14 protein-coding genes are annotated in these 14,785 nt (G+C 65.8%); 5 read left to right on the forward strand and 9 right to left on the reverse strand.

Annotated features, from left to right (window positions below):
- Window positions 1-110: 110 nt before the first annotated feature.
- The gene (locus C495_RS13085) at window positions 111-4,334 is read left to right on the forward strand and encodes an outer membrane protein assembly factor BamB family protein (protein ID WP_008163683.1); all 4,224 of its coding nucleotides are present in this window, start codon (window positions 111-113) and stop codon (window positions 4,332-4,334) included.
- 83 nt (window positions 4,335-4,417) lie between these two features.
- Here the strand turns inward: C495_RS13085 and C495_RS13090 are convergent, their stop codons facing one another.
- Entirely contained in the window at window positions 4,418-5,026 is a 609-nt protein-coding gene (locus tag C495_RS13090) for a TlpA family protein disulfide reductase (protein WP_008163685.1), read from the reverse strand.
- Window positions 5,027-5,222: 196 nt separating this feature from the next.
- Here C495_RS13090 and C495_RS13095 point away from each other — a divergent pair, with 196 nt between their 5' ends.
- Window positions 5,223-5,855, forward strand: coding sequence for a class I SAM-dependent methyltransferase (locus tag C495_RS13095; protein ID WP_008163687.1), 633 nt, complete (start codon window positions 5,223-5,225; stop codon window positions 5,853-5,855).
- Between the two features lie 20 nt (window positions 5,856-5,875).
- Here the strand turns inward: C495_RS13095 and C495_RS13100 are convergent, their stop codons facing one another.
- The gene (locus C495_RS13100; protein WP_008163689.1) at window positions 5,876-6,451 is read right to left on the reverse strand and encodes a TlpA family protein disulfide reductase; all 576 of its coding nucleotides are present in this window, start codon (window positions 6,449-6,451) and stop codon (window positions 5,876-5,878) included.
- A gap of 161 nt (window positions 6,452-6,612) precedes the next feature.
- Between C495_RS13100 and C495_RS13105 the strand changes: the two genes are divergently transcribed.
- Window positions 6,613-6,828, forward strand: coding sequence for a hypothetical protein (locus C495_RS13105; RefSeq protein ID WP_008163690.1), 216 nt, complete (start codon window positions 6,613-6,615; stop codon window positions 6,826-6,828).
- 90 nt (window positions 6,829-6,918) lie between these two features.
- On the opposite strand, the gene C495_RS13110 is transcribed toward C495_RS13105, so the two are convergent.
- From C495_RS13110 to lrpA1, 4 genes are all read right to left on the reverse strand, one after another.
- Window positions 6,919-7,824 carry a DMT family transporter gene (locus C495_RS13110; RefSeq protein WP_008163692.1) on the reverse strand — a complete coding sequence of 302 codons (906 nt, stop codon included), beginning with the start codon at window positions 7,822-7,824 and terminating at the stop codon, window positions 6,919-6,921.
- 64 nt (window positions 7,825-7,888) lie between these two features.
- On the reverse strand, window positions 7,889-8,488 hold the full coding sequence (locus C495_RS13115) for a nitrous oxide reductase accessory protein NosL (protein ID WP_008163693.1): 600 nt from the start codon (window positions 8,486-8,488) through the stop codon (window positions 7,889-7,891).
- Window positions 8,489-8,586: 98 nt separating this feature from the next.
- Window positions 8,587-9,084 (reverse strand): SRPBCC family protein, encoded by a 498-nt coding sequence (locus C495_RS13120; RefSeq protein WP_008163695.1) that lies wholly within the window; start codon window positions 9,082-9,084, stop codon window positions 8,587-8,589.
- An 88-nt stretch (window positions 9,085-9,172) separates the two neighbouring features.
- A complete protein-coding gene (gene lrpA1 / locus C495_RS13125) occupies window positions 9,173-9,601 on the reverse strand; it encodes an HTH-type transcriptional regulator LrpA1 (protein WP_008163696.1) in 429 nt (142 codons plus the stop codon).
- A gap of 171 nt (window positions 9,602-9,772) precedes the next feature.
- On the opposite strand from lrpA1, the gene C495_RS13130 reads away from it, so the two are divergent.
- Both C495_RS13130 and C495_RS13135 read left to right on the forward strand, forming a co-directional pair.
- Window positions 9,773-10,099 carry a hypothetical protein gene (locus C495_RS13130; RefSeq protein WP_008163697.1) on the forward strand — a complete coding sequence of 109 codons (327 nt, stop codon included), beginning with the start codon at window positions 9,773-9,775 and terminating at the stop codon, window positions 10,097-10,099.
- Between the two features lie 75 nt (window positions 10,100-10,174).
- Window positions 10,175-11,338: a LolA family protein gene (locus C495_RS13135; RefSeq protein WP_008163699.1), complete on the forward strand. Its 1,164-nt coding sequence runs from the start codon at window positions 10,175-10,177 to the stop codon at window positions 11,336-11,338.
- Between the two features lie 95 nt (window positions 11,339-11,433).
- On the opposite strand, the gene C495_RS17960 is transcribed toward C495_RS13135, so the two are convergent.
- The 3 genes from C495_RS17960 to C495_RS13150 form a co-directional block, all read right to left on the reverse strand.
- Window positions 11,434-11,697 (reverse strand): hypothetical protein, encoded by a 264-nt coding sequence (locus tag C495_RS17960; RefSeq protein WP_152418911.1) that lies wholly within the window; start codon window positions 11,695-11,697, stop codon window positions 11,434-11,436.
- Window positions 11,698-11,882: 185 nt separating this feature from the next.
- A complete protein-coding gene (locus tag C495_RS13145; protein ID WP_008163702.1) occupies window positions 11,883-12,818 on the reverse strand; it encodes a thiamine pyrophosphate-dependent enzyme in 936 nt (311 codons plus the stop codon).
- A gap of 2 nt (window positions 12,819-12,820) precedes the next feature.
- Window positions 12,821-14,725 (reverse strand): 2-oxoacid:acceptor oxidoreductase subunit alpha, encoded by a 1,905-nt coding sequence (locus tag C495_RS13150; protein WP_008163704.1) that lies wholly within the window; start codon window positions 14,723-14,725, stop codon window positions 12,821-12,823.
- Between the last annotated feature and the right edge of the window lie 60 nt (window positions 14,726-14,785).

The raw sequence follows: 14,785 nt of genomic DNA on the forward strand, positions 1-14,785 counted from the left end.
ACCCTATGGGCGGTAAGGGCCGCATACAGGAGGTAGAGTTAACTGCGTGTCACAGGTGCCTCGAGTATCTACACGACCGCGCGTGACTCGAGCGCGTCGTGCGACTCGCTATGACGCACCCGGACACCAAAGCAACCGACCACCAGTTCGACGAACAGGACGACGGAATCGAAGTCACCGTCGGGAGTACGGAACTCGAGACTTTCCTGATGGCCGACGATCCCGAGATCCGAGCGTACGCGGCCAGTACGCTCGCGAACGAGGCGGCCCGGCGGCCGGGCGACGTTCGGTCCACTGTTGACGCGTTGACCGACCGGCTTGCCGACGAACCGGCCGTCAGCGCACACGCCGCGACCGCGCTCGCGGCCGTCGCGACCGAACACCCCGACGCAGTACGGGCGTCGATCCCCGACCTGCTCGACTGTCTCGAGGGACCAACGGCGGTGCGGACGGCTGCGGCCGATGCGGTTGCAGCCGTTGCAGTCGCCGAGCCGGACACCGTTCGCGGCGCAGTCGGCTCACTCCGGCTGTACGTAACGGACGAAAACGAACGCGTTCGCCGCCAGACGACTGCGGCACTCATGGCCCTCGCTGACGCCGATGCCGAGGCGGCCATCACCGTCGTCGACGAAGTGGTCAGCGCCGCCGACGACGAGTCGGCCGCCGTCCGCGAGAACGCAACTGCGATCCTCGAGGCGGTCGCGATGGTCTGCCCCGACGACGTCCTCGAGCACGTGTCGCTGTTCGTCGATCGGCTGGATGACGAGCCAGCCGTCACCGCACCTGCGATGGGCGCGCTCAGAGCGCTCGCACTCGAGGAGCCGTCTGCGCTCGAATCAGCGGTCGCCCCCATCGCAGACAAGCTCACGGCCGGCGGCGAGGGAGTCCGGCGGGACGCCGCTGTCGCGCTCGCCGCCATCGCGGCGGCTCGACCCGAGGCGGTCCACGGGGTCGTCGAGCCGCTCGCTGCTCGACTCGATGACGTCGCCGACGTTCGCCGCGAGAGCGTTCGGGCGCTGCGTGCCGTCGCCGACAGTGAGCTGGCGGCCGTCGTCCCGGCTGTCTCCCCGCTCGTCGACCGCCTCGACGACCCGTTCGAGGAGGTTCGGACGGACGCTGCCCGCGTGCTGTCGGCCGTTGCGGCGGACCGTCCGGTCGATGTTGTCGACGCCGTGTCGTCGGTGGCCAACCGGCTCGACGAGAGCGAGCCGACGTTTCGATACTACGGCGGGTCGATCATCGCCGCCGTCGCGGACGCGCGGCCGGCGGCCGTTGCACCCGTCGTGGAAGCCCTTGCCAGCGTGTTCGCCGTCGATGACGAGCGCGTCCGTCTCGATGCCGTCCGCGCCACTGCTGCCGTCGCGGACTCGTCACCCGAGTCGGTCCAGCCGGTCGTTCCCGACCTCGCCGACCGGCTCGACGATCCACACGAGCCGGTTCGTCACCACGCCGCCGATGCACTTGCTGCTGTCGCGCTCGAGGCCGCCGGGGACGAATCCGCCGTCCCTGCCCTCGTCGACCGGCTCGCCGACGGCGACGAGTGGGAACAGGGGTACGCCGCCCACGCGCTCGCCGATGTCGCCGAGTCACGGCTCGCCGCCACCCATCCGTCGGTTCTGGCGGCGTGTCGTCGCCTCGAGGCCGACGCAGTCGCCGTTCGACGAGCAGCGACACGCAATCTCGTGACCGTCGCGAGCGAACAGCCACGGGACGCTCGAGACGCAGCCACCCCGCTCGGAAGGCGACTGGCCGACGAGGATGCGACTGTGCGGAACAACGCAGCGATTGCCCTCTCGCGGCTCGCCGACGCCTCTCCAGCGGTCGTCCGCGACGACGACGTGCTGGTGGCGCTGTTGCGGGCGCTCGACGATTCCGATCGGACCGTCCGGGCGACCGTCCGCCGAACGCTCGCGGCGGTCGCCTCGGACACCGACGACTGCCGTCCCGCGCTGTCGGTCGCGCTCGAGGCGACGACGACGTCCGACGAACGGGTCCGTGTCGCTGCCTGTGAGGCGCTTGCCGTGCTCGGTCCTGAGACCGGGGCGGAAACGAACGCCGTCCTCGAGGCCGTCTGTGACCTCCTGATCGACCCGACGCCGGCGGTCCGGGTTGCGGCGCTGAACACGCTCGAGGCCGTACTCGACGCCGAGACGGAGCCAACGCCGATCGCAGCCATGATCGACGGTCTGTCGGCCGATGACGCGCGCGGGCCCGCGATCGCGTCGGCGCTTGCGGACATCGCTCGCAGCGAGCCAGCCCGTCTCGCGGACGCTGTGTCGACACTCCTCGAGTGCCTCGAGTCGGCAGCCGGCGTCGAACGACGGGCGATCCTGCGCGGGCTGGTGTCGGTCGTCGATGCAACCGGCCGAGAGGCGGTGACGACATCGCTGCTCGAGCGACTCGACGACGAGCCGCGGCCGGTCGCCCGCGACATCGCACGGCTTGCGGTCATCGCGCCCGACGACGTCGCGGCCGAACGGGATCGACTGGTCGCGTTGCTCGGCGAGGAGACGAGCGACCGGTTCCACGCCGCCGACGAGGCCGTTCGTGGCTACGTTACGCTCGCGCTTGCGGCGCTTGGGGCAACTGGCCGCGGCGGGCGGTCACTGGAGAGAGCACTCGAGCAGGTCGACGAGCGGCTGTCAGAAGCGGCCATGCTCGCGACCGGCCTCGACACGCCGACACACACCGACGAAATCACCACCCAGCTATCGGCAATGGATCGGCTGCTGGACGACGACGCCGACCCCTGGACGGCGGGGCTTGCCGCACTGGCCCTTGCCACGCTGGCCGACGACACCGAGACGCTTCGCTCGTCGGGGCTTTCGAAACTCGCCCCCGGCATCGGCGGTGACAGCGGCCTCGGTCGACTCGTCGCGGCCGACGCCCTCGAGCGGCTTGCAACGACGGACCCGGAGGGGTTCGAGGACGTGATTCCGGCGCTGCTCACTGCGCTTGCCGATCCCGACGCCGACGTCCGGGCGAGCGCCGCGAGCGTGCTGGCAACGTGTGCCCAACGCGACGCCGGCCCGTCCGTCGCCGACACCGAACAGGACCACGTCGCGGCGCTACAGGCGTGTCTCGCCGATCCCGACGCTCGTGTTCGTGCTCGAGTGAGTCGAACGCTCGCCGCACTCGAGGCGACGGACGCGCTGGCGTCGATCCGGCCGCTGACCGATGATCCCGTCTCGACCGTCTCGACGGCAGCGTCGACCGCGACGAGTCGGCTCGAGTACACACGAACCGACGCCGAGCAGCCGGGCAAAGCGGCCACTTGGGCGATGGCTCGTGCAGGACCGACACGCGCCGGGGCCGTCTCAGACGGCGACACACCCACTGGTCGGCCCAGCGAGCGCTGGCGGATCGACCCGCAGGGTGATACCACACTCGAGGCCGCGCCAGCGATCGTCGACGGAACGATGTATCTCGGCCGCGGTGACGGGAGCGTCGTTGCACTGGCGCTCGAGGACGGCAGCAAGCGCTGGCGAGCCGAACTCGACGGCGCGATCGAGACGACGCCAGCGGTTCACGACGGCGTCGTCTCCGTCACCACTCGTGACGGCGACGTCTACGCCCTCGAGACCGATACCGGCGAGCGTGTCTGGCGGCATCAGACGGCTGGCTGCGATCCAACGGCACCGGTCGTCGTCGATGGCACGGTGTACGTCGGTGGTGACACGCTGTCCGCGATCGACGCCGGGACCGGGCAGGCCGTGTGGACGGCGGACCTCGGTGCCGAGACGACGGCCCCCGCAGTCGCCGACGGGATGGTGTACGTTGCTGCCGACGAGCGACTGATCGGCGTCGAGTCGACGGACGGGAGCCAGCGCTGGGTCACCGATCTCGAGGGTGCGGTCGGTGCGCCACCGACGGTCGCTGACGGGACGGTGTACGTCGGCGTCGACGAGACGCTGCTGGCATACTCGAGTGTGGATGGCGCTCGAGACGGCCGGTTCGAGACCGGCGGGCTGATCGAACTGTCGCCCGCGGTCGCCGACGGGACGGTGTACGTCGCCAGCTCGGACGAAAGCGTGTATGCCCTCGAGACTGCGACGTGGACCGAGCGCTGGCGCGCCGTCGTCGGAGCGCCGGCGGCGGCGCCGGTGCTCGTCGGTGGGCAACTTTGTCTCGCGAACACCGACGGCTGCGTCCACGCGATAGCCACCGCCGACGGGGCGAAACGGTGGCGAGACGAGCGTACAGCCCCCATCACGACACTCGCCGCTGCCAGTGGCCACCTCTCTCTCGTCGGCGACGGCCTCACCGTGCTCGGTGACGAGCACTCGTCGGTGACGGACTCGATTTCAGGACTGCTCACTCGAATCGGCGACTGATCGGTTCCTGTCGTCACTGATCGCCGGCCCGTGCTGGCGATCGACGGGACATCGGGACAGCACCCCGTATGAACGTAACCGAGCTACGCCTCCTGCTCGGGACTCGAGGTGTCGTCGGCTGCGTCGTCGAACGTCTCCGTTTCGAGGACGGATTCGACGGCCCCGACGATCCGGTCGGCGCTCTGGACGCCGGTTTCCTCCCAGTGTTTCTCGCCGTCGGTGTCGACGACGATCGTCACGGGAAAGCCAACGACGCTGTAGGTGCTGGCAAGCCCCGAGTCGTAGCCGACGTGCCAGTTTCCGCTGTGGGTGGTCCACCACTCGTGCAGGTCGGCTTCGGGCAACGTTTCCGGGGTCTGGTACGTGGCGGAGAGAAACTGCACCCGGTCGCCATGGTCGTCGACGAGTTCCTCGCGAGCGTCCGCCAGCCGTGGCATCTGCGCCTGACAGTTGCCACAGCCGGTGGTGAAAAACATGATGGTCGTCACGCCGTCGGTCGGCACGGTGAACGTGCCGTCCTCGCTGCCCTCGGCATCGATCGTCTCGACCTCGAGCGGATTCCGATCGCTCTCGTCGTGTTCTGTCTCCGGCCCTCCGTCGCCGAACGACGGGAGTCCGCCAGTGAGGACGGCCCCAGCACCGCCGAGGACGCCAACGCTGGCGATGCCGGCGATGAGTTCGCGTCGGTTCATGGGAGACGCACCGCTGCCCACTGACAGCCAGTGTCCGACAACGGAGACGAGCGACACTGCATACGCGATACTATGGCCTGAACGATCAAGAGACCACTGGTTCAATCGTGGAATCGAACGCACACGGTGGCCCAACGGTCGATGCGTACGCTCGAGGGAGCCAACGATCAAATGGGTCTCGCCCGTCTGTTGGATCATGACCGACGAGCGTGACCGATGGAACGAGAAGTACAACGGCGTTGACTTTACCCTCCCCGACGATCCCATCCCGGAACTCGAGCGTCGACTCTCGACGCTGCCGGACGGCCGCGCCTTGGACATCGCAACCGGCACCGGGCGCAACGCCCTCTTTCTCGCCACCGCAGGTTACGACGTCGACGCGATCGATATCTCCGACGTCGCCCTCGAGGAGGCTCGCCGCCGCGCCGACGACCACGGCGTCGACGTCACCTGGACGCGCGCAGATCTGGCCGCGTTCGACTGGCCCGTCGGCGAGTACGACGTAATTACGGTGAGCTTTTTCGCCGCCCTCGAGCATCTGCCCGCGATCAAGGAGGCGCTCGCGCCGGGTGGCGTGCTCGTCTACGAACACCACCTCCGCTCGAGCGACACCCTCGAGATCGGTCCCTCGAACGAGCGTTATCGGTACCGATCGAACGACCTCCTCCGGGCGTGTCTCGATCTGACGATTCTCTCCTACGAGGAGTGTCGTCGGCCGGTCGTCGGCGGGACCGCGGCGGTCGCAACGCTCGTCGCGCGCAACTCGAGTGGCGGCACGCAGTCGTATCCGAAGTTGGCGGCGCGGACGCGACCACCATCGCAGGAGTAGGCGTAGGCCACGGCTGTGGCTCACTCGGCCCGTGACTGGGCCTCGAGCGCCGCCTCGACGCCGGCGACGATGTTGTGTGCCGTCGTCGAGCCATCCTTTCGCCAGTGAGTCTCGCCGGTGCCGTCGATCGCGATGGCGACCGGGAAGCCGCTGATGCCGTAGTGGTCGTTGAGAAGCCCGTTTTCGTCCATCCCGATCGGCCAGTTGCCGTCGTGTTCGCGCCACCAGTCGGCCAGTTCGTCCGGCGACGGCTGTGGGCCGGAACTCCGGTCGATAACGGAGAGAACGCCGACATCTCGCCGGCGAAGGCGCACGACCGCCTCACCGACCTCGGAGAGAAACCCCTGACTGGTCGGACAGAACAGACGGGTGAAGTTGATGAGCATCACTCGCCCCGCCTGTGGAACCCGAACCGTTCCCGCGTCGCTTCCTGGCGCATCGACGGTCCGGATGTCGAACGGCGGGGAACTGTCGACGGCGTCGATGCGCTCTTCGGTTGCATCCGTGTCGTCGTCCGATCCCATGTCGTCCAGACAGCCGACCACCGTCAGCGTCGTCACTGCCGTCGTCGCAGCGAGCAGCGCACGCCGGTTCATCTCGCCCTCGCGCGTCGGTCCCGCCCCATGATAACCATGAGTGTTGAGCACATATGACATGGTAGCTGGTCCAGCGTCACCTCACGCGTTTCCATATCAAGTCCGTCGTGTGGGCCACCGAAAAGCCTATGGTAAATATTGTCGTGTTAAATCCTACCACGATGACCCGCTGCTCGAGCCGAGGACTCCTGTCTCTGCTCGACGAGCGTGGGCCGGCCGCAGCGACGTCGCTGGCGGCGGCGCTCGATGCTCACCCGATGACGGTGCGAACGAAATGCCACGACCTCCAGTCTGCCGGCCACGTCCACCAGATTTCGGGGGATGTCTACACCATCACTGAGGCCGGCAGAGACCATCTTTCGACGCTCACAGAGTAGCTGACCCTCCGAGTTTCGTCTCATCGGGATTGCTGTCGGCAGTGACCGCCGACGCCGATCCGTGGCTGGCGATCGGTCCAACAGTTCGTCTCAGTCTGTCGGACCGTGCCGTCGTCCCCGTTCGATCGTCGTCGCATAAATCCCCGCGAGAACGACGAGGCCGCCGACCACCGTCACCGTATCGGGCACCTCCGCGAGCAAGACGAACGCGAGCACCGTTGCGCCGACGGGTTCGCCCAGCCAGGCGACGCTAACCACGACCGACTCGAGGTGTTTCAACACCCAGTTGACGACGGTGTGGCCGAAGACGCCCGGGCCGACGGCCATCCCGAGAAAGAGCAGCCACTCTCGAGTCGGGTAGTCGACGTACGCGTGGCCCTGCGCGCCGACGAGGACGAACAACGTCAGCGCACAGGCAGTGTAGACGACGGTGACGTACGGAAACAGCGGGACACGCTGGCGAATCGAGCGACCGGCGAGCACGTAGCCCGCGACGGTGACCGCCCCGAGCAGGGCCAGCGCGTTGCCGTAGACGGTCGCATCCGAGAGCGGTGCGTGCCCGGCATCACCGAACGACATCACTGTCGCGCCGACGACTGCGACGGCGATGCCACTCACCGTCCCGCGGCGAATCCGCTCATCGAGAAGGAGTCCGGCACCGAAAGCGACGAAGATGGGCTGGGTCTGGACGATGGTGACACTCGCCGCGACACTGGTGTGATTCAAACTCTCGAACCACGCTGCGAAGTGAACCGCCAGCGCAACGCCGGCGACGGCTGCGAGACCGAAATCGCGACTCGAGAGGCGACGAAACGCCCCGAGATGGCGCACCACCGTGATGGGGGCGACGATCGCCGTCGTGAACAGCACCCGGTAGAAGGCCGCGACCGAACTCGGGGCCTGACTCCAGCGGACCAAGATTGCGCTGGTGCTCGCCGCGAACACCGCGAACGCGAGGGCGACGGCCGGCGTTACCTCGAGGTCGGACGCGTTCACGTCGCCAGCAAACGAAGGAGGAGGCCAAACCGATTGCGAAACGGCGGGGGTCCGACTGGTCGGCTCAAAGCCGATTGCCGCGATAGATCGACGCAACTTCGAAATCGACGTCCTCGAGGCCGATGATGTCGTCCTCAGTGAGGTCCTCTGGGTCCCACTCCTCGAGGTAGGCGACGGCGTCGTCGTGGTCGGCGAACACGCGCGGGTTGATATCCATCGGGTCGTCAGCCGCGTCCGCGTCGGTGATGAGCACGAAGTGTGCCTCGGTGGCGTCGACGAGCGAGGTCGTTCCGTACTCCATCGACCACGCGCCGACGACCGGCGATTCAGAGGACGTGGCGACGAGATAGGCAAAGAGACAGCCGGGTGTATCGAAGACGGCACCCGTCCCGTCCTCGTGGGCGAGTTGGCTCTGCCACTGGGGGTAGTCTGTCGGTGTCATGTTGCAGACGGCACAGGCCTGTGTGTCCGAAAACTCGATCGGGTCGTCGCCCGGATGCTCCTCGACGTTCGGGTCGTAGGCGGTGCCGGCGCGGTCGTCGTCACCGTCCGCTCCATCGGCTCCGTTGCCACCCAAACAGCCCGCGACGCTGGCCGCCGCCCCTGTTCCGAGCAGGCCGAGAAGCCGCCGCCGTCCGATCAAGCGCCCGCCGCGTTCGGTCATGGTCGTCCGTACTGGGCCGAACGGCAAAACGACCGCGGTTCATACTGCCGCACACCAGTGAGTACACGCCCGATCGCGCCTCACGGCCCGTCGACGACTTACTCGAGGCGTGCTTTCGTCAGCCGGTGGCGGGTCCGGAACATGGTGTCGAAGCCGACCTGTGAGGCGGCCGTGATTCCAGTTCCGAGTGCAACGACGCCCTCGAGGCCGCCACAGGGAAGCGTGTAGTCGACGCGGTCGTGGACGACCGTCCGCTCGCCGTCGGCGTAAAACGAGTGCGTGTGTTCCCAGCGCTCGAAGGGGCCGTGGACCATCTCGTCGCGAAAGTACGCGCTCCCGTCGGTGCGCTCGCGCTCCGTGATCAGCGAGGTCCAGTGCTGGCGCGGCCCCACGCCGAACGGGCGCATCGACAGCGAGAGCTCCGAGCCCGGCTCGAGGACGTCCGGGTCCGGCTCGCCGTCAGGGCCGATCACGCGCTCGACCCGTAGCCTCATCCAGTCGGGCGTCACCGCCTCGAGCCCGCCGACTCGCGAGTGAAACTGCCAAACGTCCTCGAGGGGCGCATCGATCGTCGTGCGGCGTTCGTACGATGGCATCGCCCGTCTCTACGGGGGCCACCGTCAAAACGGGACAGCCATACGAGGGCTCCGGAGAGACCGCCTGCCCGACTGGGCACGAAGTTGGTTACTTCAACCGTTCCTGCAGGAACGACGGATGGGCTGCGGTGACGCCGTCGATCTCGAGCAGCGTTTCCGAGATGATCTCGCCCAGTTCGTCGCCGTCTTCGGCACGCACTTCCGCCATCAGCATATGGTCGCCGCTGGAACTGTACAGCGCCTCGACCTCGTCGAGCGCTTTGAGCGCTTTCGTCGCCTCGACGTAGCGTTCGCTCGCGACGTCGAAGCCGACCAGCGCGATCGTCTTGCTCGAGAGCTTTTTCGGGTCGATATCTGCCGAGTAGCCCACGATCACGCCTTCTTCTTCGAGTTGGTTGATATATTTTCGAACCGTCGGTTTCGAGACGTCCGCCCGATCGGCGATCTCGGCGTAGGACGCTTGGGCATCCTCCTCGAGAACCTCGAGGATGCGATCTTCCGTCGCCTGTGTACTCATGCTACTCTGTTTTGCTCCGACGGAAAAATATCTTTTGTATACGAAAACGACCGATAACCCGACGGAAGCGGCGGGATCGCCGGGGATCGAGCGGTCTGTGCATCTGCTCGAGGCCGCGCTTGCGAGACCGTCGGACTTATTCGCTCACTGGCCCCAGTTTCGGGGAACGACATGGTCGATGCGAACATCATCAGCGGGACCGTCTGGTTGCTCTGTGGCCTTGCGATCTTGTATCTCGGCTATCTGATCGCCATCCGTGGGCGAGCCGATCTGCACGCCAACTACGACGAGTCGGTCGATCCGGCGTACGTCTCTCGGTGGGCTGGCGGCACTGCCCTGTTCATGGGCCTGCTCGTCGTGGCGTATGCGATCCGCGAGATGATCTACGGCTTTCAGCCCTACGCCCTCGGTGGGCTGCTCGTTGCGCTGCTCGTCTTGAGCTATCTGACGAAGCTGTTCGCCCGCGGCGTCGGGTATCGCGGCGAGTACGACGGCTGAGCCGCTGGTCGGTGTGGTCGACCCGCCGACCTCGAGCCGGTGAAATAATGGGGTTTGACTGTGCTTGTTACTGATATGCGCGTTTCCGATCTCGATCACATTCCTCTCCGCCTCACCGCTGTCCTGTTCCTCACCGTGGTGCTCGCCGGCTGTGTCGCCGTTCCGGACGCCGGTCCGTCACAGGCCCACCTCGAGGACCGCCTCGCAGAAACCGAGCCACCCGAGGAAATGACGGCAACCGTCGAGATCAGTGAAACGATCGACGGAGAGACGACCCAGCGCACCGAGACCGTCTGGCTCCGTGCGGACGGCACCAGTCGGATCGAAACCACCGCAAACGGCAGCGAGTTGGTCATCGTCAGCGACGGCACCGACCGATACGTCCACGACCTCGAGCGAGACACCATCCACAGCTACGAACGCGACCCGGACGCCTCGTTGCTCGAGGGCCGTTTCGCCCAGCCCGAACGATACCTCGACGCCTACGACGTGACTGCACTCGAGGAGACGCAGTTCGACGGTCAGGACGCCTATCGCGTCGCGTTCGAACCGCCGGCGAACGAGACGATCGAGCGCTCAGCGAGCGTCTTAATCGGCCAGACGGAGTACGTCTTCCCGCTCGAGACCGCCGACGCCGACCCCGACGAGCGCAGCGCCGACCGAGTCGAACTCTGGCTCGAGCAGGAGACGCTGTTCCCCGTCAAACACACCATCGCCGGCGACGGCATCGAACTGACGACGACCTATCGAAATCTCTCGATCGACGGAGGCCTCGAGGACGACTTGTTCGAGCCACCGACGGCCGCGGACGACGACACCGACGAAACCGAGTTCGTCTTCCCCACGATCGACCAGTATGACACGGTCGCCGACGCCGAGGCGGCCGTGCCGGTCGCGGTCGCCGAGCCGTCAGCCGACGCGCTGCCGGACGCCGTTTCCTTCGACGGCGCGAGCAGCTACGAGTTCCACGACGAGGACCGAACGCAGGTGTCGCTCTTTTATCGCAACGAGGCTGGCGAGTCAGTGACGGTCACCACGAGCGACGGCCCTCGAGCGTTCGCGACCGACGGCGACTCGGTCAGCGTCGGTGAGGCGACGGGCACGCTCGAGACCACCGAACAGGGCACGGAACTGCAGTGGTCGTGTGATGGGCTGTACTACTCGGTGTTCGTCAGCGACGCTGTCGGTGACGCGGAGGGTGCGGTTGCAGTTGGTGAATCGTTCGATCTCGAGTGTTGACTGTCGCGGTGGGTTGTTGCCCACAGTATAGTAACAACTGAAACGAGTGACACACAGATCGCAGAGCTGTCATTCGATCTGGTGTGCAGTGACGGTCAGTGGCGACGATAGTTCTCTTGCACCCAGTGATAGAGTCGGATGAGACCGAACGCGCCGGCGACAATCCATGCGAGAGTAGTTAGCGCGGCGATAAGCAGTACACCGAACTCCCGCCCGTGGGACATCCAGCCGACCGAGGGAATCCAGCCAAACAGGTCGATCCAGCGAAAGAGCACGATAAGGACGGCGAACACTCCCAGCAACAACAGCCGATTTCGGATGTATGTCTTGATACGTCGTGGGGAGGACCGCTCCGTCATGGTTCGCTTTGCAACGAGGAGTTACATAAGCAACACCGATCCGTACCGTCGCCTGCATCTGTCGCCGCGGGAAGCACCCGATCAAGGGTGCTGGACACGACTGTCCCAGTTGTCACTCTCTGCTCGCTCGAGCAGTCCACGATCACACAAAAATAAAATCCGTCTAGTGAGGCGATCGACGGCGCTTACTTGTGACGGTCGAGCAGGTCGTAGCTGCGCTCCCACTCGGCGTCGTCGTCGAAGTAGCGCTCGGCCAGCGGCTCGTCGGGCAGTTCGCCGACGGCCTTCTTCTCCTCGGTGTAGGACGGGCGGTCCTCGTCGACGTAGTAGCGACCGGTCAGGACGGTGCCCTCGTTGAGGACGTCCTCGGTCTCGTGCATCATCTCGGCGGCCTCACGACGGTCCGTGACGTCGAAGTCGTAGTCGTCGGACTCCTGAACGTCGATGTAGGGGACGTACTGTCGGGCGTCCTTGTTCCAGGTTGGACACTGGGTCAGGAAGTCGACGTGGGCGAAGCCGTCGTGTTCGATGGCTTCCTTGATGATCTCTTTGGCCTGATTCGGGTTGACCGCGGCGGTGCGGGCGACGTAGCTCGCACCGGCGTTCAGCGACATCGACAGCGGACGCAGTGGCGTCTTCGCGCTGCCGGATGGCTGGGTCTTCGATTTGTGGCCTTTGGGACTCGTCGGCGAGGTCTGGCCTTTCGTCAGGCCGAAGATCTCGTTGTTGAAGACGATGTAGGTGATGTCGTGGTTCTCCCGGGCCGTGTGGATCCAGTGGTTGCCACCGATGCCGTACCCGTCACCGTCACCGCCAGCGGCGATGACCTCGAGTTCGGGGTTGGCGAGTTTGGCGGCACGGGCCACGGGCAGCGATCGGCCGTGGATCGTGTGGAAGCCGTACGTGTCGAGGTAGCTGTTCAGCTTGCCCGAACAGCCGATCCCGGTCACCGTCAGCACTTCCTCTGGCGTCTTGCCGACTTCCGGGAGGGCCTGCTTCAGCGACTTCAGGACGCCGAAGTCACCACAGCCCGGACACCAGGTCGGCTGTGGTTCGACACCGGGGGTGAACTCGTCCCGGTCGATCTCTCGCTCCTCTCCGATTGCGTTGAATGCACTCATGGTTAGTCACCTGCTGCGGGTTCGATTCGGACCTGTGCAGTCGGTTCACGCTCCTCTTCGGCGACGTTGACCTCGTAGCCCTCGACGACCTCGGCAGGTTCGAACGGGTTGCCGTTGTACTTGAGGAGGCTGGTCAGTTTCTCACCGAAGCGGCCGAGTTCCTTCTGGATGAGGCCGCGGAACTGGGCCGTGGCGTTCATCTCGACGACCATGGCCTCGTCGACGCTCTCTATGAACTCGGTCATCTCTTTCTCGGGGAACGGCATCATGTCGGAGACGGTGATGCCTTTGACCGAGTGGCCGTCATCGTTCAGGCGCTCGACAGCCTCGGCGACGGCACCGTGGCTCGAGCCCCACGTGATGATGCCGTAGTCGGCCGTCTCGTCGCCGTAGTAGGTCTGGTTCGAGGGGTGTTCCTCGTCGAGTTCCTCGCGGATGGAGTCGAGTTTCTCGATACGGCGCGTCATCTGGTAGACCCGGTTGTCCGCATCTTCGCTGATGTGGCCAACGGGCGAGTGTTCGTTCCCGGTCGCGAGGTAGCGCCCGCCCTTCTGGCCGGGCAGCGACCGTTTGCTCACGTTCTTCTCGTTGTCGTCGTAGCCGAAGCGTTCGAACTTGCCCGAAGCGTCGTGGGCGGCCTCGAGGAGTTCGTCCTCGGTCAGCGTCGTGCCCAGTCCGGGTTCGGGCTCGCGGTCGAAGAACTCGACGTCGACGTTCGTGTTCTCGCCGGAGAGCTTCTGGTCGTAGATGATGATCGTCGGGATCTGGTACTCCCAGGCGATGTCGAAGGCGAGTCGCGTCTGCTCGTAGGCTTCCTCGATGGTGCCCGGCGCGAAGACGACGCGCGAGGAGTCGCCCTGACTCGTGTAGAGCACGAACTCGAGGTCGCCCTGTTCGGGCTTGGTCGGCATCCCGGTCGAGGGACCGGCACGCATCGACTCAACGAGCACGAGCGGCGTCTCGGTCATCTCGGCGAGGCCGAGCGGCTCGGACATCAGCGCGAAGCCACCGCCGGAGGAGCCGGACATGGCCTTGACACCAGCGTGGCTGGCACCGACGGCCAGTGCGGCGGCCGCGATCTCGTCTTCGACCTGTTCGGAGATTCCTCCCATGTCGGGGAAGTTCTGACTGAGGATGGTGAAGACGTCCGTCCACGGCGTCATCGGGTAGCCGGAGATGAACCGACAGCCACCGTCGATCGCACCGTAGGCGATCGCGTTCGAGCCCGACAGCAGCGCCTGTTCGGTCTCGTGGGAGCCTTCGGGGGCACGCAGCTCGTGCTCGAAGTCGTACTCCTCGATGGTCATCTCGTAGGCCTCGTGGAGGATCTCGAGATTCGACTCGAGGATGTCCTCGCTCATCGCATCGGACATCAGGTTCTCGATGTGCTCGAGTTCCATGTCGAGCAGCGCGGCCGTGACACCGACACCGGCGGTGTTTCGCATGACCTCGCGGCCGTGTTCTTTAGCGAGGCTTCGAAGGTCGATCGGGAAGACGTGCCAGTTGTTTTCCTCGGCACGCTCCTCTAAGTTGATCGCCTCGACGTCGTCCTCACTGATGAGGCCCTCGTCGTAGACGATGATCCCGCCCTCTCGGAGTTCGTCGAGGTTCTCCGAGAGCGGCTTGATCTCTTCGTTGCCGTAGAAGGCCTCTTCCTGCGGGTTGCGGGCGAAGGAGTCGCCCAGCGAGAGCAGGAAGTTGTAGCCGTCCCCGCGTGACTGTACCTCGTGGTCTGCGGCCCGAATCTCGACGTAGGTGTGGCCGCCGCGGATCCGTGACGGATAGTGGCGGTGGGTAAAGATGTCGAGCCCCGAGCGCATCAGCGCTTTCGCGAAGTTCTGGCTCGTCGAGTCGATTCCGTCTCCGGAACCGCCTGCGATTCGCCAGATGAGTTCGTCGTCGCTCATAGGTAAATCAGTGGCCTGTGGGCCAACCGTACCGGGATTTTGCCCTACTGAACCTAAAGC

Source organism: Natronorubrum sulfidifaciens JCM 14089, assembly GCF_000337735.1.
Lineage (GTDB): Archaea > Halobacteriota > Halobacteria > Halobacteriales > Natrialbaceae > Natronorubrum > Natronorubrum sulfidifaciens.

Excerpts from the sequence above, each read along its gene's own strand:
- C495_RS17960 (WP_152418911.1), bottom strand. The coding sequence starts at position 11,697 with ATGACGGAGCGGTCCTCCCCACGACGTATCAAGACATACATCCGAAAT.
- C495_RS13090 (WP_008163685.1), bottom strand. The coding sequence starts at position 5,026 with ATGAACCGACGCGAACTCATCGCCGGCATCGCCAGCGTTGGCGTCCTC.
- C495_RS13115 (WP_008163693.1), bottom strand. The coding sequence starts at position 8,488 with ATGACCGAACGCGGCGGGCGCTTGATCGGACGGCGGCGGCTTCTCGGC.
- C495_RS13105 (WP_008163690.1), top strand. The coding sequence starts at position 6,613 with ATGACCCGCTGCTCGAGCCGAGGACTCCTGTCTCTGCTCGACGAGCGT.
- C495_RS13145 (WP_008163702.1), bottom strand. The coding sequence starts at position 12,818 with ATGAGTGCATTCAACGCAATCGGAGAGGAGCGAGAGATCGACCGGGAC.
- C495_RS13135 (WP_008163699.1), top strand. The coding sequence starts at position 10,175 with ATGCGCGTTTCCGATCTCGATCACATTCCTCTCCGCCTCACCGCTGTC.
- C495_RS13130 (WP_008163697.1), top strand. The coding sequence starts at position 9,773 with ATGGTCGATGCGAACATCATCAGCGGGACCGTCTGGTTGCTCTGTGGC.
- lrpA1 (WP_008163696.1), bottom strand. The coding sequence starts at position 9,601 with ATGAGTACACAGGCGACGGAAGATCGCATCCTCGAGGTTCTCGAGGAG.
- C495_RS13085 (WP_008163683.1), top strand. The coding sequence starts at position 111 with ATGACGCACCCGGACACCAAAGCAACCGACCACCAGTTCGACGAACAG.
- C495_RS13100 (WP_008163689.1), bottom strand. The coding sequence starts at position 6,451 with ATGAACCGGCGTGCGCTGCTCGCTGCGACGACGGCAGTGACGACGCTG.
- C495_RS13150 (WP_008163704.1), bottom strand. The coding sequence starts at position 14,725 with ATGAGCGACGACGAACTCATCTGGCGAATCGCAGGCGGTTCCGGAGAC.
- C495_RS13095 (WP_008163687.1), top strand. The coding sequence starts at position 5,223 with ATGACCGACGAGCGTGACCGATGGAACGAGAAGTACAACGGCGTTGAC.
- C495_RS13120 (WP_008163695.1), bottom strand. The coding sequence starts at position 9,084 with ATGCCATCGTACGAACGCCGCACGACGATCGATGCGCCCCTCGAGGAC.